The following is a 16,530-nucleotide window of genomic DNA, read 5'->3' on the forward strand; positions in this document are numbered from 1 at the left end:
TTTTCAGTCGGCAGAACAGCCTCTACTGGGTCAGTTTTCGGTCAGCGGCAACACTGCATGGCTTCAGCAAGGGCAATATGCGAGGTCTGTAAACGTACATATTCCAGCACGTTGCGGGGGATCGTTTTGGTATTGGTGCAACCGTTGTCTTTGAGCCGTTGACGCGTGAGGCACCGCATGCTGTGAGGCTCGCCGCCTTTGCTCTGCATGATGTAGTTCCCGCCACACACTCCGCATTTCACCAGCCCAACAAGAAGATGTTTGGTTGTCTTTGTGCGCGGTCCGGTTGTTGCCTCTCGCTGCCTTTTCTGAGCTTGTAGGAACAATTCTCGGCTCACTACAGGTGGGTATACATTCGGTATCTCGTCCCAAAAACCAATAGCGGTTTTATTGCGTAGCCACCCTTCCACCGTTGGGCCTGAACAAGTTTTGAATGCCTCAACGCCTGACGCTCTCAGCCGGTTTGCAATCGAAATCTTACCCACACCCGAAACGTACAATTCGAACGCCTGCACGATGTACGGTGCAATATCCTCTCTGAGCTTGCCATCTGTAGTGAGCCACACCGGGCCAAGTCTCTTAACACCTTCACCGAGCCTCGCCTTTTGTTTGCGAGCCTGATAGCTCAACTTAGTGCGTTCTGATAGCAACTTGCTGTAGCCGTGTGCCGCCTGAATTTTAGCAACGAGCAAATATATCTGCGGCCCGTTCAAGCTCTCCCGCGAGTAGACGTTCCCATCGTCCAGCGTGATAACTGAAACATCTGCACGAAGGATCGGGTTCAGGAAATGTAGGGCATCAACAGTTTCAAGTCGTCCTGTGCGGTCTAGAGCCTCTACAAGCACAGCATCACCGGGCTTGATTGCCCCAGCCTCAACAGCCGCCAGGAGCTTTGCCCATCCTCCACCTTCTGCAGCGTGTTGACCATGAAAGCCACTGCGCCCAAGGTCTTCGAAAGTTAGATCTGACAGCGAGTAGTCTGGGTGCGCCTCAAGCCAGCGGGCTATCATTTCGCCCTGCCGCTGCTTGCTATTGCTACTCACCTGCTTAGGGGAAGAAAACCTAATGTACCCGATTGCCTTGGGCATGCTGCTACCCGTTCCGTGCGAAAAAGTGGGATACCAATATAGCAAGAACGTGCGACCAAGGCCTGATGGGCATGAAAGTCGGCGGCAAGCGCAAACTCTTCGTCCCCGCCCACCTCGCCTACGGCGAACGCCAGATCGGCGAACACATCAAGCCGAACTCGAACCTCATCTTTGAAATCGAGCTGCTGGAAGTGCTGACGCGCGATGAATGAAATGACTGCGACGATGACGCCGCAGCCATGACTACCAGGTCAAACCAACGCTGCCTGCCGAATCGAGTTGTGAGTCGATTTCGCGGCGCCCAGCGACTGCTCTACCACGTCACCGATCATGTCCGCGGTGATGGCGCACAGGGTCCAGCCGAGGTGACCGTGGCCCGTGTTGTAGAACACGCAGGGCGACTTGCCGCGACCGACCTTGGGCATCATGTTCGGCATCATCGGGCGCAGGCCGGCCCAGGGAATGACGCTTTGGGTGCTGACGCCGGGGAAGCATTCGGCGACCCAATCTACCAATGGTCGGATACGGTTGGCGCGGATGTCGCGGTTGTAGCCGTTGAACTCGGCAGTGCCGGCCACTCGCAGGCGGTGGGCGCCGAGACGGCTGGTCACCAGCTTGGTCTCGTCGTCCAGCAGACTGACGGTGGGCGCGGCGGCACGGCTGGACTCGTCGTTTAGGTTGACCGTGATCGAGTAGCCCTTCACCGGATAAATATTCACCCGGTCGCCCAGTTGCGCGGCTAATGCACGGCTGGCGGTGCCGGCGCAGACGACTATGCCATCGAACTCCAGGCGCTCTTCGCCGCCCGGCGTGGCGATGGTCACGCTGCCACCGTTGCCGTCGGCCGCGACATGTTTGACGTCCTCGCCGTAACGGCAATCGACGCCCAAGCGAATGGCCGCTGCGGCGAGGCCATTGGTGAATTTATGGATGTCGCCAGTGGAGTCGCATTCGGTGTAGTAGCCGCCGTAATACTGCCCCGCCAGGGTCGGCTCGATGGCCCGCATCTCATCCGGCGTCACGCTACGGCGCGGCAAGCCGCCCTGAGCCAATAGCGTGGACACCTTGCCGGCATGATCGAAGCCGGCCTTGTCGCGGTAGATGTGCAGGATGCCGGCTTTTTTCAAATCGAAATCGATGCCTTCTTCCTCCGCCCAAGCGAACAGATGCTCGCGGGCGGCGACGGCCATGCGCGCGGTCTCGATGGTGTTGTTGCGGTATTGCGGAATGGATCCGATGAACTCGGCGAACCAGGAAAGCTTGTGCCAGCTCGGCTTGGGATTGACCAGTAACGGTGCATCGCTCTTGAGCATCCATTTCATGCCCTTGAGGATGGTCGACCAGTGGTTCCACACTTCCGCGTTGGAGGCAGAAAGTTGCCCGCCGTTGGCGAAGGACGTTTCCATCGCGGCGTAGCGGTGCTTCTCGAAAAGGGTTACGGCGAAACCACGCTTGGCCAGCGCGTAGGCAGTGGTGATACCGGTGATACCACCACCAACGACAGCGATCGTCTTCATTTTGCAGCTCCAGAACGTCAACGGGTTAGAGCCCGCTCGCACATGCGAGTCAGGCGCCCCCTCTGTTCTGGACCTGAGAGTTTCACGAGCGTCGGCATAGCCGGTCTCGCTTGCTCCTTCGGTGCGCCAGGCGACGAAGCCTGACGACTCTTCAGAGTTCACCCGTGATATCGGTCCTTTTGCCTGAGAGTTTCCGGGGCGGTTGCTCCTTCGGCGCTGCTGGCGGTCATGCCGCTGCAGTCTCTCCCGATACCACACATCATTTACCAGGTGATCGGCGATCTCCCGATAGACAAAGCTTAGGCACGCTGTGTGCCAGAAAATCCCTTACTAGATCAGCTTTTGCGATCCGACCGACTGGCCTGTGAACGCGCTGGGTGCGGCAATGCAAAACGCTGCACGAAAATGCTTGGTGTCCAGCGTTTCTACAGTACAAACCAAATAGAAGATAGCCCCGCCGAGCGGCCGGGACGCAGACACGACGTCAGACTCCCACCACGGAGATCAGCCGGGCAATGTCGACAGGCTTAGTCATATGGATGTCGAACCCCGCCGCCAGCGCGCGCTCTTTGTCGCTCGGCTGCCCCCAACCAGTAATGGCCACCAGTAGGACGTTCGCATTAACAGAGTGCGCCCGAATCAGCCGTGCCACTTCATCGCCGCGCAGGCCAGGCATGCCGATATCCAGCAGCACTACCTCCGGCTCGAGTTGCTGGTAACGCTCGAATGCCTCGATACCGTCGAAAGCGAGATGCACCTCGTGGCCTTCCAGCCTGAGTATTTCGGCCATGGTTTCGGCGATATCGCGGTTGTCGTCGGCAACCAGAATTCGCCGCGTGTGGACCGTGACGCCACCACGCTCGCCGGGTTGCCGACCGGATTGCGTGGCCGTCAGCGCTGGCAGACTCAGCGTGAACTCAGCACCCAGACCCAACCCCGCGCTGCTGACGCGAACATCCCCGCCGTGCAGATTCGCCAGCCCCTTGGCCAGCGCCAGACCGATGCCCAGGCCATTGTTGACCTGCATGCCGGCCGTGGGTATCTGTGCGAATCGCTCGAAAATCAGCTTGAGATTTTCACGAGCGATACCCAAGCCGTTGTCTGCCACCGAGAGGGTGGCCGTCTCACCGTTGAGCGCGGCGCTGATGCAAATCCGCCCACCATTGGCAGTGAACTTGGCAGCGTTGTTCAGCAGATTGGTAAGGATCTGTTCGAGCCGAAGTGGATCGGCCTCCAACAGGATTGGCACCGCCGGCAACTGCACGATGAGTTCATGTTGTTTCGCTTCGATTTTGGCGCGAACCGTCTCGACGGCACCGTCGACCACTGCCCTCAGGTCCAGCGACTCCTTGCGCAGCATCAGCTTGCCGACGGTGATGCGGGATATATCGAGCAGGTCGTCCAGCAGCAACGCCATGTGCCGGACCTGCCGCTCGATGATTTGCTGGCTGCGCAACTTCTGCGCCTCGGACGCAGCGGGCGAGCCGAAGATGCCGGCTGCCATGCGTATCGGTGCCAGCGGATTGCGAAGCTCGTGGGCCAAGGTCGCGAGAAACTCATCTTTGCGGCGATCGGACTCCAGGATCGCCTGTTCCTGGCGTTTGGACTCGGTGACATCGGCAAACCAGACGGCGAGCCTGTGCTCGAACGGCGTGGCGATCAGGCGCACCCAGCGTTCGCTGGCAAAAGCCGTGCTGCGCAACTCCACGTCTCTCGGCTGCTGCTGCGTCGCTACCGTCACCAGCGTGTGCATAGCTTGCGGATTGGCATTGGGCCCGAGCACTTCGCTGAGACGACGGCCCACCAGTTCTACTACCGTTCCGTGCAAACTTATGGCGCCGGTCGGATTGATGAAGTCCAGCCGAAAGTCATGCAGCTTGCCTGCAGCATCGAGGTCTGGCGAGAGAACGGCAAACGGGACAGTAGACGAGTCCAGTGCCACCTGTAGCCGTCTTTCAAGCATGCCAGCCTTGGTCTGTGCCTGCGCCCGATCGATGAATATCGCGGCAAGACCGGCCGAGAGGTCGGCCAGGCGAATCTCCCGCTCGGTGGGTGATCGCGGCTCTTTGAGCTGCACGGTCAGAGTGCCTAGAACACTGCCATCGCTATGCCGGATCGGCGTGCTGTGAACAGAGCGGAACCCCTCGGCACGAGATAACGCAAGAAACTCGGTGAAGTGTGGATCGGTTTCGGTATCCGTCACCACCACCCGCTGGCCGCTCTGCACCGCTGCACCGCATACGCCGAGTCCGGGCGCTACGTTGTCCATGAGTTCCAGTGACGCGGCCGAAAAACCCTTCGACGCATGAATGCGCAAGGGCGACGCGCCATCGCTGAGCGTCAGCAGCCCATGGCTTGCACCGTGCAGCTCGCACAACGCGTCGATGATTGCGTCTAGTTGAGCATCCAGCGTCGGCAATTGCAGCAGACGGTTGCCCAACGCTTGCAGCAGTTCGAGATCGCTTACTTGCTGGGTAAGGTCCCGCTGCGCCAGCTCCAGCCGCGACAGCATGCTGTCGCGCTCGGCTTCACTCGCTTGGCGCGCCTGCGCAGCAGAAGCCAGGGCACGACCGACCTCACGCACTTCGTCGATTTCGCTACTCGGCGCCTGGACCGATTGGCCCCGGCCGATGGCTTGGGCGGCACGTCGCAGTTGGCGCATCGGCACGTTGATCCGCCGCGTCGCGAACAACGCCGCGGCAACCGCGAAGAACAACGAAAGCAGAAGTCCACCGCCGTACAAGGTATAGGCCCGCACAGCATCGGCCTCAACTACCTCGGTGGGCACGCCTGTCGCGACGACCCATTTGGACGGATGCAGACGAACGAAGGCGGTATAGACCGAGGCCCCCTCCAACGTCATCGCCATTCCGATTCCCTCGTCGGCGGGATTGTCCACGAGCATGCTTGCAAGCGTCGGCGAAGCCGGCCGCCCAACCGTTTCCAGGTGCCGTTGGGAGCGAGCGATGCGTATACCGTCGGCGTCCAGCACGGTGGTAACCCAACCCGGAGGCAGCCGGCGGTTGCTGATGACTTCAACGATGGACTCAGGCTTGAGCACCGCCGTCAGAACATAGCGCGCGCCCGCCTCGATACCGGCAGGCACGCGTATGGGAATCCCCCAGACCCCGCCGGGCCCCAGCCCCATGTTGCCAATCTGCGGCTCGCCCGTGCGCATCACTTCAGCGAAGCTGCGCGGCTCGGCAATCGCCTTGGATGCAGGCGGGTCGTGCTGCGAAACGCGCCGGATGACCTCGCCGTCCGGAGTGATGATGAGCAGCGCATACCAACTGGGCACCGAGGGCAACACGCGCCGGACCATACCGGAGAAGCCGTCGATATCGCCCTCTTCGAGCAACGGTGATTGCGACAACGCCTGTAGCACGTCCAAGGAGCGCCTGAGCTCGACCTCGACGGCTGTGGCGGCCAAGCGTGTGGCTTCGAGGCTTCGCTGTTTCGCCAATTGCTTCTGGTCGTTGACTATCGATACCAGGCCCAGCCCGGCCACTAGCGCCAAAGGCATAATTCCGGCAAGCGCGATAGCCAACAGACGGCTGCGCAACGGTACCGAACGGGCCGGTTTCGCTCCACTTGCCTGATTCAAAATAGTGCTACCTCTGGCACCCTGGCTGAAACAGGGCGTTGTTAAAAACCTTTGGCGAAACGGTGCAGCACCGAGCGGAACGGCTTAGCTTAAGCGATTCGCGCGCGACGAGTATTATCAGTTGGAGAGCATTTGCTTCAGACCAGTTCATTCACTCAGCTGAAGTAGCAAGGCGCCGGCAGGCCTTTCGAATCGGATGTCAAACAAGGGAATTCATGTGCTCCAAATCGCTGTTCGTGGCGATTAGAACAACGGTTCGGCAATACGTGATCGGCCATGTTTACCGCGCGATCCACGGCAACGGCACCCGTCATTCATCGCGTATGCAGGTCAATAGCGCGTTAAGGGTCGAATCTCCATATTCGCCGCTCATGGTAAGGGCGCCGCGACCACCCGGAGCGATAATCGAGATAGGCGATTCGTCCAACCCTGGCGAAGCCTCGGTATCGCCTGGATGCAGCTGGCAGGCTACCTTGAAGCGCTCGTGATTGGTGATCAACACCTGCACCAACCCTGACTCGATGCCAGCCTGGGTATCGGTGTCCAGCTCGCTTATCTGCACGTCGAGATTCAAGTCGTTCAGTTCACGTTCCAGTTCGAGCGGATCAGCCATCGCCATCGCCATCGCCATCGACGGCAACAGAAACAAGCCCAGCGTCAAAATCGTTTTCATCTAAGGCCTCAGGAAAGTCGACTCAAACCATATGGAGCCGTCAGGACTTGAGTGAGTTCGATCTGCACCTTCGTAGTCTTTATTCAGCCGCGCTGCCTCTCGCGCGCGAAAAAAAGGCCCGCATCAAGCGGGCCTGGAGCATCGGATCGGACAAAGTTGGGCCGTTATTTCGGCAGCTTGAAGGTAATGAAGCTCGCTCGTCCCTCACGGAGTACACGCATCGACACGGAGCGGTTGTTCGGCAAATCCTTGACGACTTGGCTGAACGTGTCGACCGAATCGATGGCTTCGTTGTTGAGGTGGGTGATGACATCACCCGGACGCAGACCGATCATCGCAGCAGGGCCCTGGCTGATATCGCTGATCACTACGCCACCCGAAATTTCAAGCGCCTGACGTTGCGCGTCCGTCAGTCCTGTCACGGAAACGCCCAAGCGGTTGTTGCTGAGCGTGGCCCCACCCGAGCCGCCAGCGGACGCCAGGAGATCGCCATCTTCCGGCAATGCGCCAATATCGATGGTCAGGGTTTCGCGGTCGCCATCGCGAACCACCTCAAGCTTGGCCTTGGTACCCGGCTTCATCGCGCCGATCAGGTGAGGCAGATCGCCGGACATATCGATGGACTTGCCATTCAGGCTCAGGATCACGTCGCCTACTTTCAGCCCACCCTTGGCTGCCGGACCGCCATCCATGACCTGTGCAACGAGCGCACCGGCCGGACGTTCGAGCCCGAAGGACTCGGCCAAATCCTTGTTCACTTCCTGAATCACCACGCCGAGCCAGCCGCGGCTGACCTTTCCGTTTTCACGCAGTTGATTGGCGACGTCCATGGCAACGTCGATCGGGATCGCGAACGACAAGCCCATGAAGCCACCGGAGCGGGTGAAGATTTGCGAGTTGATACCAACGACCTCACCTTCCAGATTGAACAGCGGGCCGCCGGAGTTGCCCGGATTGATTGCCACGTCCGTCTGAATGAAAGGCACATAGCTCTCGTTCGGCAGGCTGCGACCGGTGGCGCTGACCACACCGGCGGTTACGGTGTGATCGAATCCGAACGGCGAACCGATGGCGACGACCCACTCGCCCGCCTTCAGCTCCTCGGAGTTACCCAGCTTCACCGTCGGCAGACCATCTCCTTCGATCTTCAGTAGGGCGACATCGCTGCGCGGGTCGGCACCCACCAGCTTGGCTTGTAGCTCGCTACGGTCAGGCAGACGGACCATGATTTCATCGGCGTCAGCCACCACGTGGTTGTTGGTCAGTACATAGCCGTCTTCGGAAATGATAAAGCCCGAACCCAGCGACTGCGTTTCACGACGGCGATCCGGTTGTTGCGGAATGCCGCGCTCGAAAAACTCGCGGAACATCGGTGGGATGCCTTCGAGGTCAGGCATTTGAGCCTGTGCGCCACGCATCGGCTTGTTCTGCTTGGTACTGATGTTGACTACCGCCGGCGCGGCATTCTCGACCAGCGGCGTGAAATCCGGCAGCTCGGCGTGAGCAACGAGCGTCTGACCAAACAGCGCCACGCCTGCCACGACAGCCATGAAGTTTTTACGAAGAATCATGGTGACTGGTCTCTCCACGATGGAAAAATGATTTAAGCGCCCAGCTTCTAGCAGGTCGTCGAAAGCGCTGCCAAGCCAGCCAAGACGGAAATAGCTGACAAGCTGTATGTATGAGCCTTTCGAAGCGATTTCCAACAGGGTGTCGGCAACCCAGATAGTTTTCGACGTCCGGCTAGCGCAATGTGGCGGTCCTGCCAAAGCAGCCCAGAAAAAAGCAGCGGGCCGCCGCGTCTCGACAGCTGTTTCGATAACCAACAGCCAGGTCGCGGCTAACCCACCCAATGGGAGCAGGCTGTTCCATCAGCCTGAACAAAACTCTACGCCTATGACAGTCAGCTTCGTGTGAAGCGGACGTAAAGGAAAAGTAAGGTTTTCCCAGAAGCCCGACTGCGACTTGCAGTTCGTCGCCAGTCGGCGTGCTTCAACAGTCCGGGCTCGCCGCCAATTGCAGCAAGCGTTGCTTGTCTTCGGGCAGAACGAGTGCCGCTTCAGCACGTTTGAGCGCCAGTTCGGCATGTCGGTTCGCCGCGACCGTAACCGTCGCGTCGCCAAGACGCCCCAACGATGCCAACCCCTGCTGCAATCGAATACCGACCTCGATCAGCGCCGCGCCATCCCGGGCGATTGGTGTGAAGAAATCATCGAGCATGTCAGCCACGCTCAGCCCCGGTGCGAATATTCGGCGGAATAGCGGTTCCTCGGGAGCGACAGGTCTGGAAAGGTGCGAAAGAACCCGAACGCCGCGACCGATGACATCGATGGCCGTTCCTTGGTCGTTGACCGCTGGCGACAAGGCCCGCGAGGCAATCTCGGCGAGCACGGTGACCCCGAAGCGTGGATCGCGCTCGTAAGTTCGTTGCGAGCCGATGACGAACGCACTGCGCAACCGGCCCTCGCACTCGTCCTCGATGCCCACAGTCCAAGCGATTGGCTGCGTCGGTTCGACGAACGTGCCGGGCAGCACGCCTATATAGACCGAGCTGCTCTCCTCCTTCGTCAGCAGGCCTAGCGCCGGCATATCGATGTGCTGCACGAATCCGATTTTCGTGGGGTACAAGGGACGGGCACCGGGCAATGCCCGCGGATCGATCGTTAACGGGCAACCGCCTAGAAACGGCTGCTCCATTCGCTGACACAAGGCTTTGGTGGCAGCGTCTTCTACCCGTGCGGTGGTCTCTGCAACCCTACCGAGCCCTGAGAGCTGATCAATCCAGCGTAACAACGCATAAACGATCAGAACGACCACACCGATGGTCACCGCGAACAGCACCACCCTGCCCTTATCGCCATAAAGGCCTGTGCTCAGCGCGATGATCCCGACCAGGCTGAAGATGAAAGATCCGATGAAGGTAGACAGGGTGTTTTGTGTGGTGGGGTCTTCCACCAGCAACGAGATCGCCCGAGGGGTGACGTTGCTGGTCGCCGAACCATAGGCCGCCACCATGATGCTCAGTGAAAAGGTAGTGACCGCGAGCATGCTCGAAGCGAGCACACCGAGGATGTTATCGACCGCATCCGAACCGATCTTGGCCGGAATATCGTCCGGGATATAGGGCGCCACCGCCAAAGCCAGTAGCGCGGTGGCAACACCGAGGACGGAAAACAGGCTAGCCCTGAACCAGGGCCGCTTGCTAATGCGGATGAGAAACCACTTCCAGCGCTCGACCATCTATTACTCGCAATTCGTCCGTTTCAGTACTGACAAGACCAGGCTTTGGCTGTTCTTGCCGTGCAGCTCAGCGCGCCGAAAGCTCGCAACCGTCGCTGGCAGGTCGCGCATATCGCTGATCACCACCGATACCCCCAGTTCACGCAGCGCCTGGTCGTGGCCGGCCGGGATATGGCTGGCACCGGTAAACCCGATCACCTGCATTCCGGCGGTGCGCGCGGCCAGTACACCGGTCGGGCTGTCTTCGATCACCAGGCAGTGCCCGGGCGCCACCCCCATGCGTTCGGCCGCGAGCAGATAGACATCCGGGGCGGGTTTGGGTGACGCCACCATCTCCGCGCAGAAAATATTGCCCGCGACCCGCTCGGTCAGCCCGGCGCGACGCAGCGAGGACTCAACGTTGTGCAGGCGGCTATTGGACGCCACGGCCAGTGGCAGATCTATGGCATGCAGCGCATCACGTACTCCAGGAATCGCCTGGACCTCTTCTGCCACTATTTTTTCGCTTTGCCGACGCAAGTCGGCATCGAAAGTCTCCGGCATCTTCAGGTCGAAGCGCTTTTCGATGAGGTCGATGATGCTCGGCACGGTGAGGCCGAAGGTACCTTCCAGTGCTTCAGCCAGTCGTTCGGCCGGAACGTGGAGGCTCAATGCTTCGAACAGCACGCGGTGGCTGATGACTTCGCTGTCGACGATGACACCGTCGCAATCGCTGATCAGCAGGTCGATAGTGGCCATCGGGTTTCCTGTTGGTCGATGCGCAGCAATGCCGCGCGGCGGCTCCCGGATTGGAGACAGGGCTTGGACTGCGCCGAGTGCGCCAAGTTTTACCCCGTTCCGATGGCGCTTTGTGTTGGCGCTGCTTTTCAGCGAATCCCTAACATTCGGTCAGCCGACCAGCACCCGGCGCCGCGGCCGATGACAATCAGCATCAGGCCGATCCAGCTCAAGTGCGTCGACCAGGCATCGGGATATACGAAGAGCTGGATGACCAACGTCATTCCCAGCAACGCCAGGGCCGATAGCCGCGCCAGCAGCCCGAGCACCAGCAAAAGCGGGAATAGATGCTCCGCATAGGTGGCCAGATGCGCCGCCAGATGAGGCGACAGCAACGGCAATGCGTACTCGGTCTCGAACAGGCTGAAGGTGCTGGGCTTGATAGTGAGAAACCCGCTGACCTTGGTTCGCCCGGAATAGAAGAACACCGCAGCGATGGCCAGACGCGCCACCAGGCTCAGCATGGAGTCACTGATGTGGAGCTGGAGCCATGCGGCGGGTCGATTGCAAAGCTGCAACCAGCACGATTTCGGGGCGGATGGAGAGGTGTGTAACGTTTCCATGAATAGTGCTCCAGGGCGTATGCCTCAATCGGTGGTAAAGACCCCGGCGGCGAACAGGCGCATCAGCAGGTCATTGAAATCCAGTCCGGGCTCAGCTTCGCTTGCCAACGTCGAGGCGTCGGCAAGCGTTCGGCCATCCGCGCAGGCGTTGAGAAAGACGCAGCCACCACGGCTCAGCGGCTGCCAGGCGACCCGGTTTTGCTGCCGGAAGAGCAATACGCCCTCGCCCTGCCAGAGCAAAGGATCGGGCAGATCGACACATTCACGATTGCACCGCCAGAGCGTGAAGGCAGGCAAAGCGGACCAGTGCCAGCGCGCCGTCGCACAGGGCCGTAGACACAGCTCGGCCAACTGCGTCGGCGCCATTGAGCTCAGCACATGCAGCTCCAGTCGGGATTGCTCCGCTGCGGCAAACGCAGCAATCCACAGGCGATCGAGGCGCGCGATTTCTGCTAGATAAGGCAATTCGCGAGCCGGTTCGAAGCCCTGCAGAAATTCCGCAAAGCCGGCGCCGTAGTCGATCAGCTGCGTCTGAGTCGGAGGACATTGCGTGGCGTAAACCGCGGCGGCGGCGGCCATCCACTCCGCGCCCACCAGCCGCTCGACCGTCGGGAAGTTAGCCCGCAGCGCATCCACGCAACCCTTCATCACGGTGTTGCGGTACACAGCAAACCCGGGCTGGGCGCTGATCGTCGCCAGCCACTCGGCTGCCGGGTTGGCAAGCGTGGCTTCGATGCCGCGCAACGCTCCGGCGAAGGCGTCCTGAAACTCGCCAAGCGAGACGCTCATGCCGCCCTCCTCTGATCCAACACCCGCTGGGCGCGGTCGCGCTCGACCAGCAGCTCGGCGAAGGCTGGCAACTGATCGTCGCGCTCGATCAAGGTAGGCCGTGGCCCGATTCGCTCGATCAGCCGTTCATACAAGGCCCAGACTGGGGCAGCGATCGGCGCGTCGTGCGAGTCGATCAACAGTGCCGACTGCGCCGAACTGTCTTGGCTGTGTCCGGCCAGATGTATCTCGAGCACGGCTTGTGCCGGAAAGCGATCGATATAGGCAATCGCATCGAGGCCGAGGTTATGAGCGCTGACATGCACGTTGTTGACGTCCAGTAGCAAACCGCAGCCGCTACGGCGTGCCAGTTCAGCGAGAAATTCGATCTCGTCCCACTCATGCCCGTCGAGGCGCAGGTAGTGGCTGGGGTTCTCCAGTGCGATCTGTCGCCCGAGCAGCTCCTGAGTACGCTGGACGTTGTCGACGATGCGCGCCAACGCTTCGTTCGTACGTGGAAACGGCAGCAGGTCGGGGTGGTAGTGACCGCGCCAGGCGGACCAGGCGAGGTGTTCGGAAATCAGCACCGGCCGAACCCGCTCGACCAGCGTCTTGAATCGTTGCAGATGGTCCTCGTCTGGCGGACAGTCAGCCGCCAGTGACAGCGATACGCCATGCAGCGAAAGCGGGTGGCGTTCGCCAATGGCCTCCAGCCAGGCCAGACGAGGGCCGCCGCCGAGCATGTAGTTCTCCGGGTGCACTTCGAACCACAGGCCTGACGCCGCACAGTCGTGCGCCGCCTCATAATGCTCGGGCTTGAGTCCGAGGCCTGCGCCCAGTTCAGCTGACATGCTCATGCGGCACCTTCCATCACGGCTCGATCAGGATTCCATCGGGGTCAACGAGCCCATGCCTTCAGGCGTCTTGATCTCGGTGCAGGTACCGGCCGGGACGTTCTTCCAGGCGTTGGCTTGGTAGTCCATCTTCGATGTGCCGGCGCAGCTGGTACCGGCACCGGCTTTGCAATCGTTCTGACCGGCGAGCGCGACGCCGTAGCACTTCTCCATGGCACCTTCATTCTTTTCCGCTGCGGTGGCACCGGCAGCAATGGACGCTAAGGCAACGGCTGCAGCGGCAAGGACGAGATTGTTCATGTGGGTATGTCTCCATGCGGTATTGCTGCCAGCGGTTTTACCGGCAGCTCGTTCTCTAGTTCGCCAACCCCGATAGCACGGTTACAGCACGGAAAAATATTTTTGAGATTTTTCTCGACTCGCTCTACCGTGGCGGCGCGCCACGGCCGTGCGGCTGGCTGGATGACAGGGATCTGCGGTCGATATTTTTCCGCGTGTAACCAGAGCGACCGATGCAACGAACTACCAGCCATGAGGCGCTAAAGGCGCGCGAGGCCCGCCTGCAGCAGCTGTTGCTGCAGGGGCTGGACGGCGATGAGTCGGCCTACCGGCAATTCCTGACGCTGCTAGGCGCGCACCTGCGCAGCTTTCTCAGACGCCGACTGCAATCGGCCGAGGTCGAAGATCTGCTGCAGGAAGCATTGCTGGCTGTGCACAACGCACTGCACACCTACCGCCGCGACCAACCGCTGACGGTCTGGGTGCAGGCAATCGCACGCTACAAGCTGATGGATCATTTCCGCGCCCATGCGCGACACGATGCGCTGAACGATTCGTTCGACGATCAGGCTGAGCTGCTGGCCGACGAAGATCATCGAGCCGACCAGGCGCAGCGTGACCTGGCCCGGCTGCTGGAACAATTGCCGGACAAACAACGCCTGCCCATTCTTCACGTCAAATTGCAGGGACTTTCGGTGGAAGAAACCGCCCAGCGCACCGGACTATCGACTTCCGCAGTCAAAGTGGGTGTGCACCGCGGATTGAAAGCGCTGGCCGCCCTGATTGGAGGTAGTCGATGAACACTGACGAGCTGATCAACATGCTCGCCAGCAACGCAACGCCAGTGGACCAACGGATCGTCGTCCGACGTTTCGGCATGGCCATCGTGGCCGGCCTGTTGCTGGCGTTGCTGGTGCTACTCGCCTTTTTTGGCATCCGCCCGGACATCGCCGAGGTCGCCTCGATGCCGGTGTTCTGGGCCAAGCTGGCGTTCCCGGCAACGTTGCTGGGTGGTGCCTTGCTGGTCACCACACGCCTGGCCCGGCCAGGTATGCCGGTGGGTAACAGCTGGATGATGATCGCTGCACCCGTAGCAACCCTATGGCTGGCGGCGCTGGGCCTGTTGCTCAGCGTTTCGGCGAGCAATCGCTGGGCAATGGTATTCGGCGATACCTGGCGGAGTTGTCCGCTGAATATCGCGCTGCTGTCGATTCCGGCGTTCGTCTGTGTGTTCTGGGCGATTCGGGGCCTTGCACCTACCCGCTTACGGTTGGCCGGCGCGGCAGGGGGAGCGCTGGCGGGCTCGATGGCGACCCTTGCCTACAGCCTGCATTGCCCGGAAATGAGTGCCGCCTTCTGGGCCGTCTGGTACCTGCTCGGCATGCTTATTCCCATCGCCGCCGGCGCCCTGCTCGGCCCGCGTCTGTTGCGCTGGTAAACGGCGCAGCGCGCATTTTCTTCAATACCGGCACAACGCCGGCTCCTATCTTCGCGCTGTCATCCCAGCGTGAAACTAGGAGTTCCGATGAGCCTATTCCTTTCCATGGCCGCGTTTGCGCTGGCCTCTTCCATCTCGCCCGGCCCGGTCAATATTGTCGCCCTGAGCGCTGGCGCTCAGTTCGGCCTGCGCGCGGCCATGCGCCATGTCAGCGGGGCGACCACCGGCTTTACCTTGCTGTTACTGCTGATCGGTCTCGGGCTCAGCGAACTGCTGGGGCGATGGCCTTGGCTGACCGACACCATCCGCCTCGCAGGCGTCGCTTTCCTTCTGTACATGGCCTATCGGCTGGCGAGCGACGACGGCAGGCTGAATACGAACAAACCTGCCGCGCAACCGACGATGCTCTACGGCGCAATGATGCAGTGGCTGAACCCAAAAGCCTGGCTGGCCTCGATCGCCGGCATGGGATTGTTCGCTGCCGCCGGTGACGGGCCTTCGGTATGGCGCTTCGCGGCGATCTATTTCGTGGTTTGCTACGCCTCGCTTGCCTGCTGGGCCTATGCGGGCGCGTTCCTGCATCAATACCTGAACGAAGCTTCACGGATGCGACTGTTCAATCGTGTGATGGCGGCGCTGTTAATTGCTTGCGCGGTGTACCTATTGCTGACTTAGGCGCGACGCTGACCGCGATAGTGACCGGGCGTCGCCGCCAGCAACTGCTTGAAGGCGCGTTGCAGATGCGCCTGATCCGCAAAGCCGGCCGCCAGCGCTACTTCGGCAATCGGCATGCCGCGCCGTAATTCGGCACGGGCGGCTTGCACCCGGCGGTTGGTCAGGTAAGCGTGCGGAGTCATTCCGTAGTACTTCTTGAACGACCGGATCAAGCTGGACGGCGAGACGCCAGCGGTGCAGCTGATCTCCTCCAGCTTGAGCGAACGCTGGTAGTTGTCGGCGATGAATTCTGCGGCGCGCTTCAGCTTTGGATCGTTTACCGAACCCGCCGTCGCCAATTCCAGCCGCCGATGCATGGCGCTGAAAAACTCAACGGCCACGCTGTGCTTGTGCAATTGCTCGGCGTGCTCGTCAGTCAGCACCGTGTGGAAGCGCCTGAAGCTTGCCTGTAACAGCGGATCATGCGTCAGAATCGGCGCAAAACAACGAAAGCCAGAACCACCCTGCCCCAGTTCGTCCTGCAGCCCGGCGAGCCAACCAGCATCGACGTAGAGCATGCGATACGCCCAGGGTTGGTCCTCGATCGGGTTGCAGGCATGAACATCGCCCGGGTTCATCAGCACCAGCGTCCCGGCATCGATACGGCAATGATGGCGACCGTTGATATAGGTGCTGGAGCCGCTGTCGATCAGCCCCACCGAAAAGGTTTCGTGGCTGTGCCGGGCGTAGCAGACGCGGCGTCCATCCGCGACCGTACGCGCCTCGATAAAGGGCAGCGCCGCGTCCCGCCAGAAACTGGAACCTGCTAGCGCATGCCGGTCTGTAAGGTTTGGCTGATGCATTAAGGGCCTTTCGCGGATTACCAAAAGAGAACTCAGATTAGCCGAAATATCCCCTGGGACCGCTGCGCAACGCGGCATCGACGGCAAACGCAGGCATCGATTTCCGCCCAGGTCCTCTCGTCGCGGATTGCCTGGTAATCGTGAACGATCGCATCGACAGCCAGTCACCTTTTATAGCCATCCCACGCCAGGAAATCGACACCCGCTGCTGC

15 protein-coding genes, 1 pseudogene and 2 riboswitches are annotated in these 16,530 nt (G+C 60.6%); of the genes and pseudogenes, 4 read left to right on the forward strand and 12 right to left on the reverse strand.

Annotation, left to right across the window (positions count from 1 at the left end):
• Positions 1 to 41: 41 nt before the first annotated feature.
• Positions 42 to 1,088 carry a recombinase family protein gene (locus AC2LD7_RS13580; protein ID WP_484598261.1) on the reverse strand — a complete coding sequence of 349 codons (1,047 nt, stop codon included), beginning with the start codon at positions 1,086 to 1,088 and terminating at the stop codon, positions 42 to 44.
• A 50-nt stretch (positions 1,089 to 1,138) separates the two neighbouring features.
• Here AC2LD7_RS13580 and AC2LD7_RS13585 point away from each other — a divergent pair.
• Positions 1,139 to 1,300: pseudogene (locus AC2LD7_RS13585) on the forward strand (FKBP-type peptidyl-prolyl cis-trans isomerase); the annotation flags it as partial.
• 39 nt (positions 1,301 to 1,339) lie between these two features.
• On the opposite strand, the gene AC2LD7_RS13590 reads toward AC2LD7_RS13585, so the two are convergent.
• From AC2LD7_RS13590 to AC2LD7_RS13635, 10 genes are all read right to left on the reverse strand, one after another.
• Positions 1,340 to 2,605: a D-amino acid dehydrogenase gene (locus AC2LD7_RS13590; RefSeq protein ID WP_484598262.1), complete on the reverse strand. Its 1,266-nt coding sequence runs from the start codon at positions 2,603 to 2,605 to the stop codon at positions 1,340 to 1,342.
• A 60-nt stretch (positions 2,606 to 2,665) separates the two neighbouring features.
• Positions 2,666 to 2,762: riboswitch (glycine riboswitch) on the reverse strand.
• Between the two features lie 4 nt (positions 2,763 to 2,766).
• A riboswitch (glycine riboswitch) is annotated at positions 2,767 to 2,864 on the reverse strand.
• 225 nt (positions 2,865 to 3,089) lie between these two features.
• Complete coding sequence (locus tag AC2LD7_RS13595) at positions 3,090 to 6,152, reverse strand: ATP-binding protein (protein ID WP_484598263.1); 3,063 nt, start codon at positions 6,150 to 6,152, stop codon at positions 3,090 to 3,092.
• A 367-nt stretch (positions 6,153 to 6,519) separates the two neighbouring features.
• Positions 6,520 to 6,882: a hypothetical protein gene (locus AC2LD7_RS13600; RefSeq protein ID WP_484598264.1), complete on the reverse strand. Its 363-nt coding sequence runs from the start codon at positions 6,880 to 6,882 to the stop codon at positions 6,520 to 6,522.
• Between the two features lie 164 nt (positions 6,883 to 7,046).
• Positions 7,047 to 8,453, reverse strand: coding sequence for a DegQ family serine endoprotease (locus AC2LD7_RS13605; protein WP_484598265.1), 1,407 nt, complete (start codon positions 8,451 to 8,453; stop codon positions 7,047 to 7,049).
• 421 nt (positions 8,454 to 8,874) lie between these two features.
• Positions 8,875 to 10,122 (reverse strand): DUF2254 domain-containing protein, encoded by a 1,248-nt coding sequence (locus tag AC2LD7_RS13610; protein ID WP_484598266.1) that lies wholly within the window; start codon positions 10,120 to 10,122, stop codon positions 8,875 to 8,877.
• Between the two features lie 3 nt (positions 10,123 to 10,125).
• Positions 10,126 to 10,860, reverse strand: coding sequence for an HAD family hydrolase (locus AC2LD7_RS13615; protein WP_484598267.1), 735 nt, complete (start codon positions 10,858 to 10,860; stop codon positions 10,126 to 10,128).
• 128 nt (positions 10,861 to 10,988) lie between these two features.
• Positions 10,989 to 11,462 carry a DoxX family protein gene (locus tag AC2LD7_RS13620; protein WP_484598268.1) on the reverse strand — a complete coding sequence of 158 codons (474 nt, stop codon included), beginning with the start codon at positions 11,460 to 11,462 and terminating at the stop codon, positions 10,989 to 10,991.
• 24 nt (positions 11,463 to 11,486) lie between these two features.
• Positions 11,487 to 12,251: an HvfC/BufC family peptide modification chaperone gene (locus AC2LD7_RS13625; RefSeq protein WP_484598269.1), complete on the reverse strand. Its 765-nt coding sequence runs from the start codon at positions 12,249 to 12,251 to the stop codon at positions 11,487 to 11,489.
• Entirely contained in the window at positions 12,248 to 13,087 is an 840-nt protein-coding gene (bufB, locus tag AC2LD7_RS13630; RefSeq protein ID WP_484598270.1) for an MNIO family bufferin maturase, read from the reverse strand. The genes AC2LD7_RS13625 and bufB overlap by 4 nt, the downstream gene beginning before the upstream one ends.
• A 24-nt stretch (positions 13,088 to 13,111) precedes the next feature.
• On the reverse strand, positions 13,112 to 13,384 hold the full coding sequence (locus AC2LD7_RS13635; RefSeq protein WP_484598271.1) for a BufA1 family periplasmic bufferin-type metallophore: 273 nt from the start codon (positions 13,382 to 13,384) through the stop codon (positions 13,112 to 13,114).
• A gap of 212 nt (positions 13,385 to 13,596) precedes the next feature.
• Between AC2LD7_RS13635 and AC2LD7_RS13640 the strand changes: the two genes are divergently transcribed.
• From AC2LD7_RS13640 to AC2LD7_RS13650, 3 genes are all read left to right on the forward strand, one after another.
• Positions 13,597 to 14,163: a sigma-70 family RNA polymerase sigma factor gene (locus tag AC2LD7_RS13640; RefSeq protein WP_484598272.1), complete on the forward strand. Its 567-nt coding sequence runs from the start codon at positions 13,597 to 13,599 to the stop codon at positions 14,161 to 14,163.
• A complete protein-coding gene (locus tag AC2LD7_RS13645) occupies positions 14,160 to 14,801 on the forward strand; it encodes a DUF1109 domain-containing protein (RefSeq protein ID WP_484598273.1) in 642 nt (213 codons plus the stop codon). Before AC2LD7_RS13640 ends, AC2LD7_RS13645 begins: the two co-directional genes overlap by 4 nt.
• Positions 14,802 to 14,888: 87 nt before the next feature.
• Positions 14,889 to 15,476 carry a LysE family translocator gene (locus AC2LD7_RS13650; RefSeq protein ID WP_484598274.1) on the forward strand — a complete coding sequence of 196 codons (588 nt, stop codon included), beginning with the start codon at positions 14,889 to 14,891 and terminating at the stop codon, positions 15,474 to 15,476.
• On the opposite strand, the gene AC2LD7_RS13655 is transcribed toward AC2LD7_RS13650, so the two are convergent.
• Positions 15,473 to 16,318 (reverse strand): AraC family transcriptional regulator, encoded by an 846-nt coding sequence (locus AC2LD7_RS13655; RefSeq protein WP_484598275.1) that lies wholly within the window; start codon positions 16,316 to 16,318, stop codon positions 15,473 to 15,475. The genes AC2LD7_RS13650 and AC2LD7_RS13655 overlap by 4 nt on opposite strands.
• Positions 16,319 to 16,530: the final 212 nt, after the last annotated feature.

It is taken from the genome of Stutzerimonas sp., assembly GCF_982611455.1.